We start from the raw sequence: 21,756 nt of genomic DNA, 5'->3' as shown, positions 1-21,756 counted from the left end.
TTAAAATTTACAAACTGATATTTAAACCAAGGATAATGTTTCTTGGAACAGGGTATGTACCTGTTGATCCTGCGGCAGATAATCCTAAACTAGATCCTCCGTCTATACCTTGTACTTCAGGGCTTAATCCTTTGTATTTTGTGAAATAGTATAAGTTGCTTCCGGTTACGTAAACACGAACCGATGTTAGTTTTGCTCTGTCGATTAACATTTTAGGCAAGTTGTAGCTAAAAGTGATTTCTCTTATACATAAATAATCTCCACTTTCGTAATAACGGCTATTTCCCTGAAACATATTGGTGTTGTAAGCAGCTCCACTAGCTTCTGATCTGAACAAGTTGTTTTGATTCGTTTGATCTGCCCAACGGTAACGAGGTACATCTGTAATGTCTCCTTCTTTTTGCCATGATTGTGCACTTTCTGCCAATAATCCGTAATTACCCTGAAACTGACCTAAGAAACGTGCTCTTGCTTCGTTGTAAATTGTAGCTCCCAATGAGTAATCTGTTCTTACTGTAAGTGAAAATCCTTTGTACGAAGTATCAAAATTAAATCCTCCTACAAATGTTGGGAACATATTTCCCATATACTTTCTGTCTCTGCTGTCGATAATTCCGTTTCCATCCGTGTCTTCAAATACAGCATCTCCGGCGAATTTTTTACCTTCAGGATTTCCGCCATTTGCAGCCGTTTTAGTTACATAAGTATCGTGCACTTTTAAGTTGTATGCATCTGCTTCTGCCTGAGTCGAAAGAATATACAATTGGTTGTGTGCGTAGAAATTTCCAATTTTTTGTCCTTCCTGCAAACCTCCAACATATTGATATGTTCCGCTTTTTTGATCGAAAATCTCTGTTCCGCCAATTCTGTTGTTTAAATTTCCGTTTGATGGCAATTTTTCAATTGTATTGGTATTGTGAGAAACGTTTGCTCCAACATTAATTTTCCAGTCGTTTTTATTGTAAAGATTCGCTTGTATTTCTAATTCGAAACCTTTGCTTCTTAATCCTCCAAGATTTGTTAATACCGTAGAGAAACCACTATTTGATGGTAAAGTAAGATTCGTTAATAAATCAGAAGTTAATTTGTTATAAAAATCTCCAATAATTCTGATTTTATCTTCGTTGAAACCTAAATCGAAACCACCATTTACAGTTTCAGATTGTTCCCATTTTAATCCCGGATTTGCAATTTGTGAGTTGATAATCGCAGATTGTCCGTTGTAACTATTTGCTACACCATTTGTAGAACCTGAGTATAATCCTCCGGCCTGAAAATCTCCAAGAGTTCCCAAGTTACCATTTACACCATAACTTCCACGAAGTTTAAGAGAAGAGAAGAATTTTGGCATTGCTTTCTCCCAGAATTTTTCTTCCTGAATGTTCCATCCTGCAGAGATCCCAGGAAAGAAACCATATCTGTTGTCAGGTCCTAAACTTGATGAACCGTCATAACGGAAAGATGCTGTTGCGAAATACCTGTTTTTGTAATCGTAATTAACACGTCCGAAAACACTGTTTAAAACCAATTTTGTATTGTTGCTGTAAACAGAAACCGGAATTGGAGAAGAGTCTAAAGTCTGCGCTAGATCTGAAGGACTTCCTTTTCCTGAAGCATTAAAAGATTTTATAGTTCTGTCGTATTTTGAAACTCCTAATTTGGCATCAAAATCTCCAATATTATCCCATCCTTTTTTATAGGCAAAAACTCCTTCGTATTGTACTTGCGAAATTTGGTTGCTTAATCTTGTTGCAGTACGTGTATTGTCTACTAAACCACTGCTTCCGCTTAAGAACGCCTGCTGAAAAGTGTTGTCATTTTCATTTTCGCTATAAAGAGACATAGAAGGAGTGAAGGTGAAATCTTTGGCTAGTTTTAATTCACCATCTACGCCTATTTGTAATTTATTATTTTCGTTGATTCCCTTAACTTTCCCCATTTGGTACAATGGATTTCCGTTAATGTTATTTTGACCCGGAGCCAATGTTCCGTCTTCAAGATATAATTTTGTAGTGGGTGAGTTTCCCAAATATCTGTTGAAAACGACACTATTGGCAACCACCTGATTGTTGCTTGATTTAGAGAACAACATACGGCCATTGATAGTAAAATTGTCAGCTACTTTTAGCGAAGCATTTAATTTACTTGTAAATCTTTGGTATCCTGTAAAAATCGTAATACCGTCACCTTTTAAATATCCTAAACTTAAGTCAAAAACTCCAGTATCATTACCTCCGCTTATCCCAAGATTATGACTTTGTGTAAGGGCATTTTGAAACAAAACATCATTCCAATCTGTACTTTTGTACATAATAGTACTGTTAGGATTTAAAGGATCCTGAAGTTCCTGCCAGCCTTTTGCCTGTAGCTGTGCTACTGAATCCGGTGTTAAACTGGACTTTAATAAAGTAGCAAACGGAGTGTTGTTTTGAAGGTTGTTTCCAGTACCAGCGGGAGTCGCGCCCGTTAACTGACCCAGTCTTGCGATACCTGTCGTAGTAGAAAGTCCGGCAAGTTCTGCGGCATTATAAATACCCTGACGTTGAAATTTGATATAATCCCCACCGTCCATGAAATCGTATTTTTTACCAATTCGGCTACTTTGAGTAGAGACATTATAAGTCACTTTCATTTTACCTGATTTACCTGTATTTGTCGTAATAATAATAACACCGTTTGATGCACGCGCTCCGTAGATTGAAGTTGCAGCAGCATCTTTAAGTACCTGAAGCGAAGCAATATCAAAAGAGTTAATGTCATCTATCTGAGTCCGAATAACACCATCTACTATATATAAAGGTGTAGCTCCGGCAGGATTATCGATAGAAGTTCCTCCACGAACCAGAATGTTCGAAGCTTTCCCTGGTTGTCCAGATGACGTTTTTACTACCAAACCGGTTACGTTACCTTGCAAAGATTGTGTTACGTTTGAATACGGTACATTTTCTAATACTTTTTTGTCCAGTTTAGAAACCGCAGTACTTAAAGTTCGTCTGTTTTGAGAACCATATCCTACTACAATTACCTCATTCATTTGTTGTCCTATTTCTTTAAGAACAATAGTAAGAGGTGCAGTACCTATCGCAACTTCTTGTTCCTGAAGACCAATATAAGAAACGATCAAAGTAGTCGCATTATCCGGTACTTCGATAGTAAATTTTCCGTCAAAATCTGTTTGTGCGCTAAACTGAGTTCCTTTGGCTACAATGTTTACACCTGGTAAAGCTTCTCCTTTTTCATTGGTAACTGTTCCGGTAACTTTCTTTTGAATTAGGTCATTCTTTTTTACATTTTTATCTGTAAGTATGGTACTTTTTTCTGTTTCTGCAGCGGTTAACTGCATTGTAAAAACTAAAAGCAACGCAGATGTTAGTTTTATAACTTTTACGTGTTTAGGAGTAAACCTACAATTTATAGGTTTACTTTTTGGCAATAATTTCATACTTTTGTAATGGTTTGGTTAATAATAACTTTGTTAAAGGTCTGTTTATTAATTTTCAAGTCATTGTTCCTATTAAGGAACCGGCCAGCAATGTTCCTGCATTAGCTGGCTTTTTTATGACTTAAAAACAAATGTTTTTTATGCGATGATTAGTGTTGATATTTATAGTTGATCTTTAATTTTCTTACTCTATATAAAACTGATATTCTCTTTTTTAAAATTTATTCACACAACATCATGATAAGTTCGCATTACTTGACTTTTATTTTATCTCTATCTATAAAAAGCAAATACCTTCTTTTTTTTACGAAAAATGTATTTTAATATTTATGGATATTTTAAAAATGTAGCTATCATTATTATTACCTTTTAACAATGAAAAAACATAATATGAATAAATGTTATGATAATCTTATGAATAAATTAATTTATTATTATGAAGTAAAGATATAAAATATTTTAATATAACAAGTTTAGTTATTAAAATATTTTAATAATAAGGAAGTGGTTGGGAAATTTAGTTATTAATTAGAGGGAATAACATCTTTTCTTTAATGACACAACAGGCACCAATAACGCCCGCACGACGGCCTAAAGCAGACTTTTTAAGTTTCATATCACGGTTAACTAAACCGAGTGAATATTTTTTTAATGCAGATTGAATTGGGAGTAAGGCGTAGTCGCCTAATTGTGCGAAATCTCCACCAATTACCAGTAAGTCAGGGTTGAAGATATTTAATAAAATAGATAAATAACGTCCCATTTTTTCGCTTTGCTGGGTTACCAAATCGACACAAAGAGTGTCTTCGAGATTTACAGCTCCGGCAATAATCGCATTGTGTTGTAGTGTAGAAGAGTTTTCGTCAAGAATGACTTTTGATTGTTTGCCTTCTTTTATGGCATCTTTGAATTGGTTGATGAGTGACCAGCCGGAAATTTCGGTTTCAAGACAACCTAGTTTTCCGCATTGGCACATGATTTCATTATTGAAAATAGTACTATGACCAAATTCGCCTGAATATCCTGATTTACCGTAATATAACTTACCATCAGTAATCATCCCGATGGCAACACCCCAACTGTAATTGACAAAAATGATGTTTTGTTCGTCGTCGATAACGCCTTCGCAATATTCGCCAAAAGCCATTGCGCGCGTATCATTTTCTAAGTGAACCGGTAGATCTAATTGCTCAGAAATGATTTCGTTTAAAGGTCGGTTTTCGCTAAAGAAATAGTTATAACTAAAACCTTCCATCGAATTAATACGTCCGGAAAAGTTGATACAAACCCCCACAATCAATTTCTTTTCGACAGAGCTATCTTCGATAAAAGAATTGATGAGGTCACAGAATTTTAATAATGATTTTTGAGTATTTTCTAAAATGAAAGAAGTGCCAAGATCAACACTAACCAATTCATTTTTGATATTTTGCAGTCCAATAGACATACTGCTGATGCCAACCTCAACACCTAAAAAGTAAGCGCAAGTAGGGTTGATACTGTATAAGGAAGGTCTTCGTCCGCCACTATTGGTAATTTTTCCCATGTCGACTACATAACCTTCGGTTAGTAATTCGTTGACAGCTTTGGTTACCGTTGGAACACTTGATTGTAATTCTGTACTTAATTCGGCAATTGTAGAATTACCTCCTGAAAGTAAACGTTTTGTTATCGATTGTCTTAGCATATGCCATTTCTGGCCGGAAAGACTTTTATCTTTACTACTATCTAATAAATCTTTTAAACTCATCGTTTTTTATAATTACGTGTCTCTTACAAACTTACTATAATTTTTAAATAATTATAAGAATTGGATCTAATTATTAAAATATTTTTTTAATGTAGCTCGTGTTTTAAAAATAAGGAAAACATTTTTAAACTACATACTCCCTAAAAAGATAGTGCTGCTTCTGCACAAAATTTGCCGCATAACGTATAAGAGACGAAATGTTAATATAATGCTTTATAAATAGGATGTTTTATTAATGTAAACGTAACCTTGCAGACCTACCCTCATTTCTAATTTTGGAGACATATTATAAACAACACACTTGTAGTATATGTCATTTTTTAAATCAAGAATACATCGCAGAAAAATAAAAGGAATAAGTGTTTTACAAAGCGCTATTCATTCGCCCAATAATAAAAAAGAAGCCTGTCATGTATAAAGCGTTTACTGATGAGCAGCTTGTTGAATTATTGAGACAAGGAAAAGATAAAGCGTTTGATGAATTGTACTTTCGGTATCGGGATTTGTTAGTTCGCTTTGTTTATATGAGAATGAAATCGATTCCGGTTTCTGAAGAAATTGTTCAGGAAGTTTTTACCACTATTTGGGAACGTCGAAAGACTTTGGTTATTCAAAAGAAATTTGCAGCCTACATCTATACTTCCGTTCGATATGTGACTTTAGATTATATAAAATCGCACACCATTACAGACCAATATATAAAGGAGGTTACTGATCGAAGCAATGACGATTATACCAGCAGTAATACAACCGAAGATGCTATTCATTATCAGGAACTGCAACAAGCGGTGGATAAAGCCACATTATTACTTCCTAAAAAATCCAAAGAAGTTTTTATCCTGAGCCGCATCAAACATTATACAAACAAAGAGATAGCCGAAGAACTTAATGTATCGCATGAAACCGTAAAGTATCATATTGCTTATGCGCTAAAGTTTATGCGAAACTATTTAGGTGAGTTTAACTGATGGGAGGTTTCTAAATTGTGAGGTGCATTTTCTTTTCTTAACAAAAGCGTAACCTCATCCGCCTACCCAAAAGTAAAAATTCTAAGACATACTATTAAAGAGATAAACACATTATAATGCCTGAAAAACCACATCAAGAAATACAGCTTTTTTTAGAAGGTAAGACTTCTCTAAAAGGAGAAGAATTATGGAATAACTGGTATGATCACCCGGACGAAATAACAGATACTACAAACCTTATACAATCTGATCGCTTAAAACTAAAGAAGGAAATCAGGCAAATTAAGAAAACAAATACGGTTATTTTTCTTCAAAACAGAAATTGGGCTATAGCAGCTTCTCTAATCTTTTTAATGGGATTATCCTGTTTCTTTTATTTGTCATCTGTGCAGACTATAACTAAAGAATACGCTACAAAATCAGGAGAACATTCTAAAATAACACTAAGCGACGGAACCCAAATATGGCTCAATGCAGGAAGTCTTCTAAAATATCCCGCAAAATTTAAAGGAGGAACACGTGAAGTGTATTTAACAGGAGAAGCATTTTTTGATGTAGCCAAAGACAAAGAACATCCGTTTATTATTCATACCGATAAAATGGATACCAAAGTTTTAGGAACCAGTTTTAATGTTCAGGCTTATCCGGATCATGCTACACAAGAAGTTTCGGTTTTAACCGGAAGAGTAAATGTAAAATCGACTTTTACCGAAGAAAATGTTTATGTAACGCCCGGACAAAAAGTAGTTTTTAAATCGCAGAATAATAAACTGCAAGCCTTTACGGATATTCCGGTGAACTCTATTTCGCTATGGCGAAAAAACATTATCGTTTTTGAAGATGCGCCTTTACCCGAAGTTATTGCAACAATCAATCGCAATTATAATGTGGCGATCCAGATCGAAAACAAAAATCTCAACAATCTAAAAATTAGCGCCTATTTCAAAGAACTTCCTGTTGGTCAGGTTGTGGCCCTAGTGTGTAATATTATCAATGCCAATTATAAAATCGAATCAGGAACTTATATCATACGATAACTAAAAATAGATTTGACCATATAGTAACATGTATCCAGAGAGACCTAACAGGTTTTTAAAACCTGTTAGGTCTGGCAAAGTAAAAATCAAATTAAAACATCTACGTAGAAGCCTATAAATAATCCAAAAACAATTAAAAAACACACACAATCATGAATCAAAAACAAATGCGGTATGTCAGAAACAGTCAAAACATGACAAGATCTGTACTGACTAAAGCGCTCATTTTTACTGCTTTATTTTTTATAGGATTAGCAGCAAAAGCAGGCAGCGTTGACATTGGTAAAAGAGTAACCTTAAAAGTTGAAAACGAAAGTATAAAGACTGTCTTTCAGAAAATAGAAAAACAGGCAGATGTACATTTTATGTACGAAACCAATCAAGTTAATACGAATCAAAAAATTAGTTTGAAACTGAGTAACGTAACATTAGAACAAGCATTGGACAAAATATGCAGTAATTTTTTCTTTAAATATGAAATTGTAAACAACAATATTGTAATCAAAAAGAATCAAAAACTGACTGATGCCGGACAAGGTAAAATAAGCATTTCAGGAACTGTTTTTGGTGGCGATGACGGAATGCCTTTACCGGGAGTTGGTATTAAGGACAAAGATTCTGATGCCACAGCAACGACAGATTTTGACGGAACTTTTAAAATGGGAGTTAATTCAGCTGAAGCCATACTTGTTTTTTCGTACGTGGGATATATTACTCAGGAAGTAAAAGTAAATCAGTCGACTAGAAATATCAGTGTCAGATTATTAGCTGATATGAAGCAACTACAGGAAGTTGTAGTAATGGGATATGGTTCTGTAAAAAAGAACGAAGTTTTGGGAGCTGTTGGAACTGTTTCTATGAAAGAAACGTCAAGCAGAACCTATAACAGTGCAGCCGAATTATTGCAAGGTACAGTGGCCGGTGTTACGGTGATCAATAATGGTGGAGATCCTACAGCAGAGCCAACAATTAACATTCGTGGTATTGGTTCATTAAACGCCGAAACTCCTTTGATTGTTTTAGACGGAATTATTTACAGCGGATCTTTAAACACTTTAAACCCTAATGATATTGCTTCGATCAGCGTGCTAAAAGATGCAGCTTCTGCGGCAATTTACGGTGCAAGAGCTTCTGGTGGTGTAATTCTGATTACGTCTAAAAAAGGAACTTCTGATCATATCAATGTAAATGTAAATTATCAGGGAGGTTTTCAAAGTGTAGCAAAGACATTAAATGTTCTGGACGCTGCAGGATATGCAGATGCTATGAATACAGCCAGAGATAATGCGGGAATGCCTAGAATCCCCGCTTTTGATCCTGCATTTGAGCCAACAGCTAGAACAACAAAAACGAACTGGATGGACGAAATTTTTCGTACAGGCGAAATACAGGATTTGTCTATTTCTGTAAACGGAAAAACAGAGAAATCTAATTTCTTTTTGTCAGGAAGTTATAGAAAAAACGAAGGGATTTTATTGAATACTTTTGGAACCCGATATACAGCAAGAGCAAATTCTTCTTTTAAGTTAGCTCCCAATTTTACCTTTGGAGAAAACTTTTCGTATTCCTTAACAGATGGTCAGTCAGCCAATACTTCAAATGCTTATACAGGAGCGATTCTGGCGGCGATTTTTTATCCGCCAAATGCTACCATTTACAGAGAAGATGGTTCAGGACAATTTGGTGGTGTTCCGGAGAAATACATAGGTTCTTACGGAGATGTAATAAATCCGGTGGCTTATTTAAAAAGATTAGACAACAGAAATCCTATTTCGACAGTTTTAATTAATCCGTATGTCGAATGGGAAGTTGTCTCAGGTTTAAAGCTAAAGTCAAATTTGGGTTATACAAGAATACAAAACAATGCAACAGAATTTGCAACAAAAATTACTGAGCCGGGAAAAATATTCGATTTCAACAGATTGACTTTAACAAACTCGACAACAACAGATTTGTTAGGGGAACAAACGGTTTCTTACGAAAAATCATTAGGCAAACATAATTTTAAAGCTTTGGCCGGCTATACATATCAACAAACCAAAAGAGATTTTTATACCGTGCAGGGAACAGGTTTTGATAGCGAAGATGCATCGCAGCGCTATTTATTAAACGCCAAATTGGTACAACAAATAGAGGCAGGTATGGCCGAAGAAATTATCTCATCATATGTTGGGAGGCTGAATTATGACTTTAATCAAAAATATTTAATTTCAGGAATTGTGCGTCGCGACGGAACTTCAAAATTGACTTCTGAGAACCGTTGGAAAGTGTATCCTTCTGTTTCTGCAGGTTGGTTAGTATCTGAAGAAGGATTTATGAAAAATATTAATCCAATAATCAGCAACTTAAAATTACGTGCAAGCTGGGGACAAATAGGAAACTTAGGAAACCTTGGGCCTTACCAGTTTAGTGTACCATTAAACCAGACACAATCTTTAATCGGGTCAAGTCCGGTAATTAACTACGGATATTCTGAAAGCGAATTGTCAAACCCTAATTTAAGATGGGAAAGTTCAGAGCAAACCAACGTAGGATTAGATTTCACAATGTTCAATAATGCTTTGTCAGGATCCGTAGATGCTTACGTAAAAACAAACAAAGACATGTTGGTTCGCGATCAGCTTCCGGGTGTTTCAGGGACTCCAAAAGGTAGAATCGTAAACTCTGGAGATGTAGAAAACAAAGGTATTGAGGCAAGTTTGATGTACCAAAAAACGCGTGGCGATTTTAAATTTGATATTACAGCAAATGCATCATTTTTAAGTAATAAAATTGTTTCGATCAAAGATGATTTGACTTCTCTTGAACCATTAAATTTAAGCAGGGTTCGTAGTTTGCCTTTAGCGAATATTTATCAGGTAGGAAGCCCTGTTGGTGCCTTTTACGGTTATTCGACAGATGGACTGTTTCAGAGTAATGCTGAAGCAAAAGCATATGTAAACGCTAAAGGCGAAGTATATCAGCCCAATGCGGTTGCAGGAGATATTAAATTTAAAGATATAAATGGAGACGGTGTCATCAATAACAATGACAGAGTAGTGCTTGGAAATCCTTTTCCTAAAACGACTTTCAGTTTAAATATGAACTTTAGATATAAAGGGTTTGATATGAATGTCTTTTTTAGCGGAGCAGCAGGAAATAGTGTTTTTAATGCTGTAAAACACACCGGTCTAAACGGTTCATTTCCTGGATATAACTTATTGGCAGAATCTAAAAATGCATGGTCGCCAACCAATACAAAGACCAATATTCCGGTACTTTCATCAACAGACAACAATAATAACTTCGGGCGAATCTCTGATTTTTATATCGAAGATGCTTCTTTCGTAAGATTAAGAAACCTTTCGATAGGATACACAGTAAAAGATCAATGGCTGAACGGAAAAGCAAAACTGAGATTTTTTATCTCAGCTCAAAACCTTTTCACGATCACCAAGTATTCAGGAATGGATCCGGAAATAGGGCTTAAAAACTTTGGTATGGACTTAGGAAAATATCCGCTTTCCCGTATTTATATGACCGGTGTAAATGCAACTTTTTAAAAAAATATAAAACAAATAAAATGAAAAATTTAAGTCTTTTAGTATTGAGTTTTGTGCTTTTACTGGGCGCGACAGCGTGCGAAAGCGAACTTGATTTGGTGCCGCAAGGAGCTCCGTCAAGCGGAAATTTCTGGAAAACTCCAGCAGATGCAAAAGCAGGAGTAAACGCTATTTATGCTTTATATTCTGATGATAATATGTACGGTCGTGGTTTTTTCTGGCTGAATAACGCCAGTGATGATATAGGAACCAAGCCAAGACAAAATGCAGAACGTATTAAGAATTTTATTGTTGATGGTGCAGAATCTGATACCAAAGATATCTGGAGAATTCACTACGAAATAATGAAACGCTGCAACGATGTTATTCGCAATATTCCTAAGATTTCCTTAGACGAAAAAACAAAGAATGGGATGTTGGGAGAAGCGTACTTCAATCATGCTGTAATGCATTTAGAACTGGCTTATCATTACGGAGATGATCGCGCCGGAATCCCGATTCAGGATCGCGAAGACCCAACAAATGTATATGTGCCAAGAGCTAAAAATGTAGCTGAAAACTATGCCTACATCGCAGCCGATTTAGTAAAAGCAGCCGATTTACTACCTTATTTTAATGAGCTGACTTCTGATAATTACGGACGTGCTCATAAAACAGCTGCCTGGGGATATTTAGTACGTACCTATTTGTATGCTAAAGATTGGGACAACGCAATAAAATATGCCAATATGATCGTGAATAGTGGAAAACATAAGTTGCTGGATAATTTTGAAGATGTATTTAAAATCAAGAACAACTGGTCTTCAGAATACATTTGGTCAGTAACGTCAAGTGCAGAGAATACTTCTTTAGGATCTATTTTTCCGGGAGTATGCCTAGAAGACAAAGGTTGGGGAGTTTATAATGGTTGGGGAAATTTTTATCCTACCAAAGAATTATTTGATACCTATGATCCAAAAGATAAAAGACGCAGCGCGACTATTTTGCAAAAAGGTGATAAATTCCTGTATTTTGGTGAATTAGTAACTTTTAATGAAGGTAAATATCTTGTAAGTTCCAGTAATAGAACCGGATATCAGTTCAATAAATATATGGAGCCGTTTGGTTATGCCAAAACAACTTCGGGCGGGATTGATATTCGTTATGTAAATGCCAACGGAGATAAACCTTCGACAGCTTTAAACGTTCCTCTTTTGCGTTATGCCGATGTGATTTTGATGTTGGCAGAAGCCAAACTTATGAAAGGCCTGAATGCCGATACAGAAATTAATATGATCCGTCGTCGTGCAGGTCTTGGAGATCTTGCCGGAGCAACATTAACCGATCTAAAAAGAGAAAGACGTTGTGAATTGGCCGGAGAATGGACAGACCGTCATTTTGACTTAGTACGTTGGGGCGATGCTCAGGCAACTTATGCAAAACCGTTACACCATTATAACGGAACCGTGATTTATCCTGCTCGTAATTTTAACCCTGCAATTCACAAAGTTTGGCCAATACCACCGGATGAAATTGCAGTAAGCAAAGGAGCACTGACGCAAAATAAAGGTTGGTAGTTTGTAGTTTCATTTTGTTTGTTTAGTTTTTTTACACTGCAAGCTTGTCGGAGCTTGCAGTTGTAAAAAATAGCAAATGAATTTCAGATATAAACATAAACCAGTCTTTTTTTAGGAAAAAGACTGGTTTGTATTTAAAAGAAATATAAAGTAGTAACCCCCAATGTTGTCATCTCGACGCAGGAGAAATCACACCAGAAATCCACAAAGAAAATCGCCAATTTTTGTCGAGTTATGCGTGTGATTTCTCCTTCGTTAAATGAAAAAAATGATTTTGCCCCATTTTAATTAATCATAAACCAAGTCCCAGCGGGACGATATATTTATAGAAATTTAATTTTTATAAAAAGAATTTGAACCCCATCGGGGTGGCATATATATCGCTTCTCTGGAGCTTTAATGTATGGAAATTTATTATTGCTATAAATATGTCGCTCCTCTGGAGCTTTAATGTATGGGAATCTATTATTGCTATAAATATGTCGCTCCTCTGAAGCTTAATGGGGGGAATCTATAATTGTTATAAATATATTGCTCATCCGGAGGTTTAATAATGATAAAATCATGAAGAAGGTAACCCCAATATTGTCATTTCGATCCCGAAGCTTCAGGAGAGAAATCGCATCAGAAATCTGCAAAGAAAATCGCCAATCTTTGTCGAGTTACGCGTGTGATTTCTCCTTCGTTAAATAAAAAAAATGATTTTAAAATCTTACGCTAATAGTAGGTAAGTCCTAGCGGGACGATATATTTATAGCAATTAATTTTTGATAAAAAGGATCCAAACCCCATCGGGGTGGCATATACGTCGCTCCTTTGGAGCTTTAATGTAGGGAATCTATAATTGCTATAAATATGTCGCTCCTCTGGAGCTTAATAAATGGAAATCTATAATTGCTGTAAATATACCGCTCCTTCGGAGCTTTAATAATTAAATGACAAAACGGGATGAACTATGTGCATTAAAAACAAGTAAAACACCTTTTTATTTAGCTATAAAAAATTATGTCCCAATGTGTTTAAATAAACCTCAACAATTTAAAATCCTACAGTTCTAAAAATAAACAAACCCAATTTTCTCATGAAAAAAATAATCACCCTTTTTTGCCTCCAATTTTTGCTGATTGCACAAGCACAGGAATACAGTTCATCTAACATTCATTCGCATAATGATTATGCCAGCAAATTACCCTTTTATGAAGCCTATTCTAATGAAGCCGGCGTTATTGAAGCCGATGTTTTTTTAGTCAATAACGAGCTTTTTGTTGCCCATACATCCAAAGAAATTAATCCGCAGAATACGCTTAAGACACAATATCTTGATCCGCTTACTATAAAATTAAAAAGCTTAGGAGGAAAAGCTTACCAAGGCAATAAACCTTTGATTTTAATGATCGATATAAAAACAGAAGGTGATGCTACGCTGAGATTAATTGCGCAGCAGCTTAAAACCTATCCTGATATTATTTCGAATAAAAATATAAAAGTGGTAATTTCGGGAAACAGACCTTCTCTGGCAAACTGGAAAGACTATCCTGAATTTATTTATTTTGACGGAAGGCTAAATGAAAATTACTCTGCGGAACAATTGTCCCGTGTTGAAATGATCAGCGAAGATTTAAAAGAAATCACAATCTGGAACGGGAAAGGCGTGATGACACAAACGGATGCTGAAAAAGTGCAATCGATTATTAAAAAAGTACACGATCAGAACAAAAAAGTACGATTCTGGGCAACTCAGGATAATGTAAATACCTGGATGACATTGATGAACTTAAAAGTTGATTTTATTGGGACAGATAACGTTGCTGAATTGACGCATTTTATCAACAATATCAAATCGACATTTTATCAAAATACCGATTTTCACGAAGCTTATATTCCTAGAAACGGATTGGGATTTTCTAAAAAACAACCTAAAAATGTAATCCTTCTTATTGGTGACGGAATGGGATTGACACAGATTTACTCCGGTTACACCGCTAATAAAGGTCAGTTGAGTTTATTTAATATTCCAACTCAGGGATTGTCTGTCACAAAATCTTCAGACAGTTATATCACAGATTCTGCCGCAGGAGCGACTGCTATGGCAACAGGGCATAAAACCAATAATAGATTTATTAGTGTTGATGAAAATGGGAAACCGCTGGAATTAATCATACAACAATTGGCAAAGAAAAATTACAAAACAGCTATTATCTCGGCAGGGAATATTACAGATGCTACGCCAGCGTGTTTTTATGCACATCAGCCGGAAAGAAGTTACAGCGAACCAATAGCCGAAGATTTTTTATCGAATCCATCAGATATTTTGATTGGTGGAGGAACAAAGGAATTTACATCAAGAAAAGATGGCAAAGACTTATCTAAAATACTGAAGCAAAAAGGATATACTTTTTCAGATAAATTCAATAGTCTTGATACCATCAAAAACTCTAAATTTATTGTTTTAGATGACGCTGCAGTAGTTTCTATGAAAGACGGAAGAGGTGATTTTCTAGCGAAATCCCTAGCGAAAGCAACCTCAACTTTTGCTAAAACAAAAAGTCCATTTTTTATCATGGCAGAAGGTGCGCAAATCGATTACGGCGGACATAAAAACAATGTAGAATATGTGGTTCGCGAAATGCTTGATTTTGATAAATTGGTTGGACAAGCTATGGAATTTGTAGATAAGAATACGGAAACGTTATTAATCGTAACCGCTGACCATGAAACGGGTGGACTTTCTTTAATTGACGGAAATATAGAAAAGGGATATGTGCACGGCAGTTTTAGTACTAACGATCATACGGCAGTTCCGGTTCCGGTTTTTGCTTACGGGCCAGGAGCTGAAAAATTTATGGGAGTGTATCAGAACACCGAAATTTATACTAAGATTTTAGCAGTTTTAGCTAAGAAATAAATTGCTGTTTTAGAGATAAAAATCGCTTCTTTCGTCTGCCTCAAAATAAATGCAAACACGAATTACACCAATTTACACTATTTGTTTGTGAAATTAATTTCACAAACAAAATCAACCCTTTAGAATTGGTGTAATTCGTGTTCAATTTGATTTTTAGTATTTGTGAACAGGGACAGCCTGAAGAGGCATTTTTTTTATTGTATATTAATTTAAAGTAATTTGATAAGCACATCTTCTTTCGCCCGAAACAATATGACTTACCCGATTAATGAGAACATCTTTTCCTAATACAGATCTGAACGTATTTAATTCAGATGAGCAGAAACCCTGGCAAATTGTTGCCGCTGCACAAATAGGGCAATGATTTTCGACCAAAAGATAGCCTTCGTCATTTTTAGAGTATTCTGCCATATAACCTTCTCGGGTTCTTATTTCGACCAATTTCTCTATTTTCAGTTCCAGATTATGTATCGTATCAATTTCTTCATGATACTTCTTTTTCCCTGTTTCTTCATAGACATCAATCACCGCCTGCATGGTGTTTTCGCCCATTGCATTAATAATAGTGATCAGTTTTAAGGTCAATTCGGCATGAGTATCAGGAAATTTAGCATTTCCATTTGCTGTAAGACTAAACGTTTTTTGCGGTCTGCCCACACCTTTTGATTCTTCCTGAGGTTCAATGAGTTCTTCTTCGGTAAGTTTAACTAGCTGTTGTCTAACGCCTTCCTTCGTTATCTTAAGCTCATGGGCGATCTCGAGAGCCGTAAGGGGACCTCGCATTTTGAGCAACATTAAAATCTTATTTGTAGTCATAAATTAATAAAACAAGTATTTAGTTGTTTTATTATGCAAAAATATTAATTTTGCATAACTTATCAAAGCGCATTCTAAGATATTATTATCCTAATTGCAATGAACGTTGATAGTTACAGAATTTATTAATACAAAATATAGATTATGGTACCAGAATTACAATCTTCCTCAACCACTTCCTGCTACAGGATCAATTTACCAGTCTCTATCGTTCCGTACTGGAATGTATTAATGAAAAATCTATAAATAAGATCTATAACAAAGATTTTAAAAATCTCAAAAACTTCTAGCTAAAGCATAAAACGCTTTACAATGTGCTCAGCATACCTGATAAACAATATTCAGGTTGGGCGGGGGATATCTATGCCTAAAAATCAGCAAATAATTCAAATTTTTTAATCGTCATAAATATGGAAATACTAAATAAAATAGAAGCTTCAGGCATACAAACTCTCGATCTCAGGTCTTATAAACCGGACAAAAATGACTTTGTTGTATTTGATATTGTTCCCTTTCTTTTAGAAGATTTTCTACTGCAGGAAAAAGCCTTTCGTTCAGAAATGGCCAGTATAGACTGGAGCCAATATTCAGGAAAAGAAGTAGTCATTTGCTGTTCTAATGATGCCATCGTTCCACTTTGGGCCTATGTATTGATCAGCGCATTAGTGGCTCCACATACCTCAATCGTAGTGTATTCTACAACCGGAAATCACGAAGGTCTTTTATGGATCGAACGAATAAGAAAAATAGAATTTTCGGCTTTTATCAGTCAAAAAGTGGTGCTCAAAGCAAATTCATCCATACCGGAAGAAATTCTCGTATTGGCTACAAGTCAGTTAATAAAATATGTACAAACCTTAATGTGGGGCGAAGCAGGTTCACCTCTAATGATTTACAAAAGAAAATAAACGAAATAATGAAAAAAATAATAGCAATATTGTTTCTTGGAACGCTTTTGACCGTTTCATGTAACAAAAAAAATACAGAACAAACACAAAGTCCCGCGTCTTATCCAACGCTTACACTTAAAGCTCAAAAAGCGAATGTTTCTGTACAATATCCAACAACTTTAGAAGGAGAGCAAACTGTAGAAATACGTTCTAAAATCGATGGCTATATTGAGCAGGTTTATGTAGAAGAAGGTGCGGCTGTAGCCAAAGGACAAGTTTTGTTTAAAATAGATGCCAATAGTTATCTGCAGGAAGTAAATAATAAAAAAGCAGCAATTCTCGCCGCCGAAGCAAGTTTGGAAACAGCGGTTATCCAGACCAAAAGAACAGCAGCACTGGCAGAAAAGAAAATTATAAATACCTACGAACTAACATCTGCCAAAAACGTAGAGCGGGTAAAAAGAGCAGAATTAAGTCAGGCAAATGCAGATTTATCAGCAGCAAAATCGAAACTTGCTTTTACTAATATAGTAAGTCCAATTAATGGAGTTGTGGGAAGTCTGCCTTATAAAATTGGGAGTTTGGTTAGTATTTCGGCACCGGATCCTTTAACCACCGTTGCGAATACCAAACATATTTATGCTTATTTTTCGCTAAGTCAGCAACAGCTAAATTCATTCTTAAGCCAATATTCAGGCAATCAATTAAAGGACAAATTCAGAAATATGCCGGCAGTTTCCTTAGTCACTGCTGATGGAGAAACCTATGCGCAAAAAGGAAATATTCAAACTTTAAGCGGTGTTCTGAATGCAAGTACAGGCTCAGCAAATTTTAAAGCCGTTTTTCCAAATCCTGAAGGCAAATTATGGAGTGGTGCAAGTGCAACAATTGTTATTCCGACCCAATTTTCTGATGCGATCCTGGTTCCTAAAAAAGCAGTCTTTGAACAGCAGGGACGCTATTTTGTCTTTACAACAGACGGACAAAATGTAGTGCACAACACCGAAATAAAAATAAGAAACACAGCCACTGAAAAAGAATATGTAGTAACTGAAGGAGTACAATCCGGAAATACTATTGTCATTAATGGAATTGGGAATTTAAGGGATGGAGTAAAAATCGCACCGATAGTGGCTTCATCAAAAAAATAAAAAGAGATGTTTAGAAAATTTATAGAAAATCCGGTATTATCTACGGTAATATCGATCATAATAGTGATTTTAGGATTACTGGGATTAGCATCCTTGCCTGTATCACAATACCCCGAAATCGCACCTCCAACGGTTGTGGTAAACGCTTCGTATCAGGGAGCAAGTGCCGATGTGGTTTTGAAAAGTGTAATTGTTCCTCTGGAAGAACAAATAAACGGAGTCGAGAATATGGCTTATATGACTTCTAAAGCCAGTAGCAATGGTAGTGCTTCGATTACCGTATTCTTTAAGCAGGGAACAAATCCTGATATGGCGGCCGTAAATGTTCAGAACAGAGTTACAAAAGCGACAAGTTTGCTTCCTGCCGAGGTGATTAAGTCTGGTATTACAACAAGCAAACAGTTAAGCAGTACGGCGCTGAGTTTTTTATTATACAGTAAAGACGGGAGATATGACGAAAAATTCCTCGATAATTATTTGAGGATAAATATTATGCCCGAGATGAAACGTGTCGTAGGTGTAGGAGCAACGGAAATTTACAGCAGTCAGGAATATTCAATGCGTATTTGGTTAAAACCGGATGCAATGGCCAATCAGCGTTTAGTTCCTGATGATATTATTAAAGCGCTGCAAGAACAAAACATCGAAGCTGCACCGGGTAAAATTGGGGAAAACAGCAAAGAATCAGTTCAATATGCATTGAAGTTTACAGGCCGACTCGAAAATCCTGCTGAATTTGAAAACATTGTACTCAGAAGCGGTAAACAAGGAAGCTTATTACGCTTAAAAGATGTAGCAGATATCGAATTTGGAGCTTTAGATTATTCGACTTCATTGCTTACTCAGGGGCATGTATCTTCAGGAGGAGCGATCAGTCAGATTTCAGGGTCGAATGCGAGAGAGCTAATTATAGCTTGCGAAGACATATTAAAAAAAGCGTCCAAAGATTTTCCTCCGGGATTAGAATACCATACATTCCTGAATGCCAATGACTTTCTGGACGCTTCTATCGAGAAAGTAATCTACACAATTATTGAAGCTTTTATTCTGGTTTTTATTGTTGTATTTATCTTTTTACAGGATTTCAGATCGACCCTGATACCTGCAATTGCAGTTCCGGTATCGATTATTGGTACCTTCTTTTTTCTGAAATTATTTGGCTTCACCATTAATTTACTGACCCTTTTTGCTTTGGTTTTAGCGATTGGTATTGTCGTCGATGATGCCATTGTCGTGGTTGAAGCTGTTCATGCAAAATTAGATCAGGGAGCAAAATCAGCCAAAAAAGCGACTATTCATGCGATGAGCGAAATTAGCGGAGCGATTATCTCCATTACCTTAATTATGTCGGCAGTATTTATTCCTGTTACTTTTATTACAGGTTCTGCTGGTGTTTTCTACAAACAATTTGGATTAACATTGGCAGTAGCAATTTTAATTTCGGCAGTGAATGCCTTGACGTTAAGTCCTGCGCTTTGTGCTATTTTATTAAAACCACATGATTCTGAAAAGTCAAATCATCCCAAAGGATTTTTGCCTAAATTTTATGCCGGCTTTAATGCTGCTTTCGATGCAGTCACGAATAAATATATTGGAGCAGTCCGATTCCTAATCCGCAGAAAATGGATTTCTTTAGTAGCAATCGCACTATTTGGAATGGTGTTTTATGTATTGATCAAAACAACGCCAACTGGTTTTGTACCTAATGACGATGGAGGAGCAATTTACGGAAATGTAGTTTTACCCGCTTCTTCGACATTAGAACGTACAGAGGAAATTGTAAAAGAAATAGATCTTGCCGCGAGAAGTATTTCGGAGATTGAACTTTCATCAACACTTTCCGGAATGGATTTAATTCACGGATCCGGAGGTTCTTATGGCGCATTGTTTATCAGGCTAAAACCATGGAAGGAGAGAAAAGGAAAAAATCAGGATGTTACTTCAATCGTTGGGCAGTTGTTTGCAAAAACAGCTCATATAAAAGGGGCAAATATTATTTTCTTTGCTGCACCAACTTTACAGGGATTTGGAAACAGCAACGGATTCGAGGTACAACTGCAGGACAAAACTGGTGGCAGTTATAAAGATTTTGATAAGAATATCGGGAAGTTTATGGCAGCGATTAATCAGCGGCCAGAGATTATGTACGCCACAAGTCCGTTTGACATTGGTTTTCCGGAAATGGAAGTCAGCGTAAATGTAGCGAAGTGTAAAGATGCGGGCGTAAGTGTAAATACGGTTCTCAACACGCTTCAGGGATATTTTGGCGGAATCTATGCTTCTGATATCAATAAATTCGGAAAACAATACAGAGTAATGTTGCAATCTCATCCAGATTACAGAGCGAAAGAAAGTGATATCAATAAAGTTTTTGTTCGAACAGATAAAGGGGCAATGGCACCAATTTCTGAATTTGTAACCTTGAAAAAAACGTATGGTCCTGAATTTATAAACCGTTTCAATCTCTTTACCTCAACAACAGTTACAGGTTCACCAAATGCAGGATATAGTTCCGGTGATGCGATAAAAGCAATCGAAGAAGTAGCTGCACAAACATTAGAAAGAGGTTATACCTATGAGTTTTCAGGTTTGACAAAAGAAGAACTTTCCAGCGGAAGCCAGACAACTTTAATCTTTGCACTTTGTCTGATCTTTATTTACTTCCTATTAAGTGCGCAATACAAGAGTTACATCTTACCACTTTCGGTATTGTTATCCTTACCAATAGGACTTGCAGGTGCTTTTATATTTGCAAATCTATTTGGAGTTGATAATAATATTTTCCTTCAGATCAGTTTGATTATGCTGATTGGACTTTTGGCGAAAAATGCAATTCTTATTGTTGAGTTTGCCTTATTACATCGCTTAAGTGGAAGAAGCCTTGTGCAGTCGGCGATATTTGGAGCAAAAGCCAGATTACGACCTATTTTAATGACCTCCTTTGCTTTTATTTTCGGGTTAATTCCGTTGATGATTGCTACTGGTGCAGGGGCATTAAGCAACAGGTCAATTGGTACAGCTGCTGTAGGCGGAATGTTGATTGGGACGTTATTCGGAGTTTTTGTAATTCCGGTTCTATTTATCATTTTTCAGTCATTGCAAGAAAAGATTGGAGGGGTGAAAATACCGGTTCATGAGCCTAGAGTCATTGAGTAAAGCTCCAGCGGAGCGTAATATTTATAGCTAATATACACGTTTCTGTAATTAAAGCTTCAGCGGAGCGATATATCTCAGTTCAACATCAAGCAGATTATTTTACCGCAAAGAGCGCAAAGTTTTTTACAAGGATGGTTTTTATAAAAACATAAAGTTCGCAAAGCTTTGTATTGAGTCAGCTTTGTGAACTTTGTGTATCCCGATAGCTATCGGGATTGTGGACTCTGTGGTTAAATCTTATTTCATAATTAAGCAAATTATTTTACCACAGAGAACACCAAGTATTTTACATGTATGGTTTATAACAACACAAAGTTCGCAAAGTTTTGTGTTGAAGCTGCTTTGTGAACTTTGTGTATCCCGATGGCTATCGGGATTGTGAACTCTGTGGTTAAATCTTATTTCATAACCAAGCAGATTATTTTACCGCAAAGCACACAAAGTTTTTTACAAGGATAGTTTTTATAAAAACATAAAGTTCGTAAAGCTTTGTGCTGAGTTAGCTTTGTGAACTTTTTGTATCCCGATAGTTATCGGGATTGC

Annotated in this window: 11 protein-coding genes; 8 read left to right on the top strand and 3 right to left on the bottom strand. The window is 36.0% G+C overall.

Going from position 1 to position 21,756, the window contains the following annotated elements; translation table 11 throughout:
* Window positions 1–7 precede the first annotated feature (7 nt).
* Window positions 8–3,442 carry a SusC/RagA family TonB-linked outer membrane protein gene (locus QLQ94_RS23100; protein ID WP_482498665.1) on the bottom strand — a complete coding sequence of 1,145 codons (3,435 nt, stop codon included), beginning with the start codon at window positions 3,440–3,442 and terminating at the stop codon, window positions 8–10.
* A 517-nt stretch (window positions 3,443–3,959) separates the two neighbouring features.
* Window positions 3,960–5,192 carry an ROK family transcriptional regulator gene (locus tag QLQ94_RS23095; protein WP_482498663.1) on the bottom strand — a complete coding sequence of 411 codons (1,233 nt, stop codon included), beginning with the start codon at window positions 5,190–5,192 and terminating at the stop codon, window positions 3,960–3,962.
* Between the two features lie 410 nt (window positions 5,193–5,602).
* Here QLQ94_RS23095 and QLQ94_RS23090 point away from each other — a divergent pair, with 410 nt between their 5' ends.
* The 5 genes from QLQ94_RS23090 to QLQ94_RS23070 all read left to right on the top strand — a co-directional run bounded on the left by QLQ94_RS23090 (window position 5,603) and on the right by QLQ94_RS23070 (window position 15,200).
* Window positions 5,603–6,160 carry an RNA polymerase sigma-70 factor gene (locus QLQ94_RS23090; RefSeq protein WP_271336270.1) on the top strand — a complete coding sequence of 186 codons (558 nt, stop codon included), beginning with the start codon at window positions 5,603–5,605 and terminating at the stop codon, window positions 6,158–6,160.
* Between the two features lie 116 nt (window positions 6,161–6,276).
* Complete coding sequence (locus QLQ94_RS23085) at window positions 6,277–7,197, top strand: FecR family protein (protein ID WP_271336269.1); 921 nt, start codon at window positions 6,277–6,279, stop codon at window positions 7,195–7,197.
* A gap of 152 nt (window positions 7,198–7,349) precedes the next feature.
* Complete coding sequence (locus QLQ94_RS23080; protein WP_271336268.1) at window positions 7,350–10,739, top strand: SusC/RagA family TonB-linked outer membrane protein; 3,390 nt, start codon at window positions 7,350–7,352, stop codon at window positions 10,737–10,739.
* Window positions 10,740–10,759: 20 nt separating this feature from the next.
* Window positions 10,760–12,295 carry a RagB/SusD family nutrient uptake outer membrane protein gene (locus tag QLQ94_RS23075; protein WP_271336267.1) on the top strand — a complete coding sequence of 512 codons (1,536 nt, stop codon included), beginning with the start codon at window positions 10,760–10,762 and terminating at the stop codon, window positions 12,293–12,295.
* A 1,081-nt stretch (window positions 12,296–13,376) separates the two neighbouring features.
* On the top strand, window positions 13,377–15,200 hold the full coding sequence (locus tag QLQ94_RS23070) for an alkaline phosphatase (protein WP_271336266.1): 1,824 nt from the start codon (window positions 13,377–13,379) through the stop codon (window positions 15,198–15,200).
* 204 nt (window positions 15,201–15,404) lie between these two features.
* On the opposite strand, the gene QLQ94_RS23065 is transcribed toward QLQ94_RS23070, so the two are convergent.
* A complete protein-coding gene (locus QLQ94_RS23065) occupies window positions 15,405–16,016 on the bottom strand; it encodes a helix-turn-helix transcriptional regulator (RefSeq protein ID WP_271336265.1) in 612 nt (203 codons plus the stop codon).
* A 410-nt stretch (window positions 16,017–16,426) separates the two neighbouring features.
* Here QLQ94_RS23065 and QLQ94_RS23060 point away from each other — a divergent pair, with 410 nt between their 5' ends.
* The 3 genes from QLQ94_RS23060 to QLQ94_RS23050 are packed head-to-tail and all read left to right on the top strand — an operon-like array spanning window position 16,427 to window position 21,213.
* On the top strand, window positions 16,427–16,924 hold the full coding sequence (locus QLQ94_RS23060) for a DUF2480 family protein (RefSeq protein ID WP_271336264.1): 498 nt from the start codon (window positions 16,427–16,429) through the stop codon (window positions 16,922–16,924).
* Window positions 16,925–16,932: 8 nt separating this feature from the next.
* A complete protein-coding gene (locus QLQ94_RS23055) occupies window positions 16,933–18,057 on the top strand; it encodes an efflux RND transporter periplasmic adaptor subunit (protein WP_271336263.1) in 1,125 nt (374 codons plus the stop codon).
* A 6-nt stretch (window positions 18,058–18,063) separates the two neighbouring features.
* Window positions 18,064–21,213 carry an efflux RND transporter permease subunit gene (locus QLQ94_RS23050; protein ID WP_271336262.1) on the top strand — a complete coding sequence of 1,050 codons (3,150 nt, stop codon included), beginning with the start codon at window positions 18,064–18,066 and terminating at the stop codon, window positions 21,211–21,213.
* The last annotated feature ends 543 nt before the right edge of the window (window positions 21,214–21,756 follow it).

The sequence above is a fragment of the Flavobacterium sp. B114r genome (assembly GCF_056824125.1).
This window is presented reverse-complemented; position numbering and strand designations above follow the sequence as displayed.

Bases quoted from the DNA above. Each gene is read 5' to 3' on its own strand.
- QLQ94_RS23100 (WP_482498665.1), bottom strand. From the start codon at position 3,442: ATGAAATTATTGCCAAAAAGTAAACCTATAAATTGTAGGTTTACTCCT.
- QLQ94_RS23095 (WP_482498663.1), bottom strand. From the start codon at position 5,192: ATGAGTTTAAAAGATTTATTAGATAGTAGTAAAGATAAAAGTCTTTCC.
- QLQ94_RS23090 (WP_271336270.1), top strand. From the start codon at position 5,603: ATGTATAAAGCGTTTACTGATGAGCAGCTTGTTGAATTATTGAGACAA.
- QLQ94_RS23085 (WP_271336269.1), top strand. From the start codon at position 6,277: ATGCCTGAAAAACCACATCAAGAAATACAGCTTTTTTTAGAAGGTAAG.
- QLQ94_RS23080 (WP_271336268.1), top strand. From the start codon at position 7,350: ATGAATCAAAAACAAATGCGGTATGTCAGAAACAGTCAAAACATGACA.
- QLQ94_RS23075 (WP_271336267.1), top strand. From the start codon at position 10,760: ATGAAAAATTTAAGTCTTTTAGTATTGAGTTTTGTGCTTTTACTGGGC.
- QLQ94_RS23070 (WP_271336266.1), top strand. From the start codon at position 13,377: ATGAAAAAAATAATCACCCTTTTTTGCCTCCAATTTTTGCTGATTGCA.
- QLQ94_RS23065 (WP_271336265.1), bottom strand. From the start codon at position 16,016: ATGACTACAAATAAGATTTTAATGTTGCTCAAAATGCGAGGTCCCCTT.
- QLQ94_RS23060 (WP_271336264.1), top strand. From the start codon at position 16,427: ATGGAAATACTAAATAAAATAGAAGCTTCAGGCATACAAACTCTCGAT.
- QLQ94_RS23055 (WP_271336263.1), top strand. From the start codon at position 16,933: ATGAAAAAAATAATAGCAATATTGTTTCTTGGAACGCTTTTGACCGTT.
- QLQ94_RS23050 (WP_271336262.1), top strand. From the start codon at position 18,064: ATGTTTAGAAAATTTATAGAAAATCCGGTATTATCTACGGTAATATCG.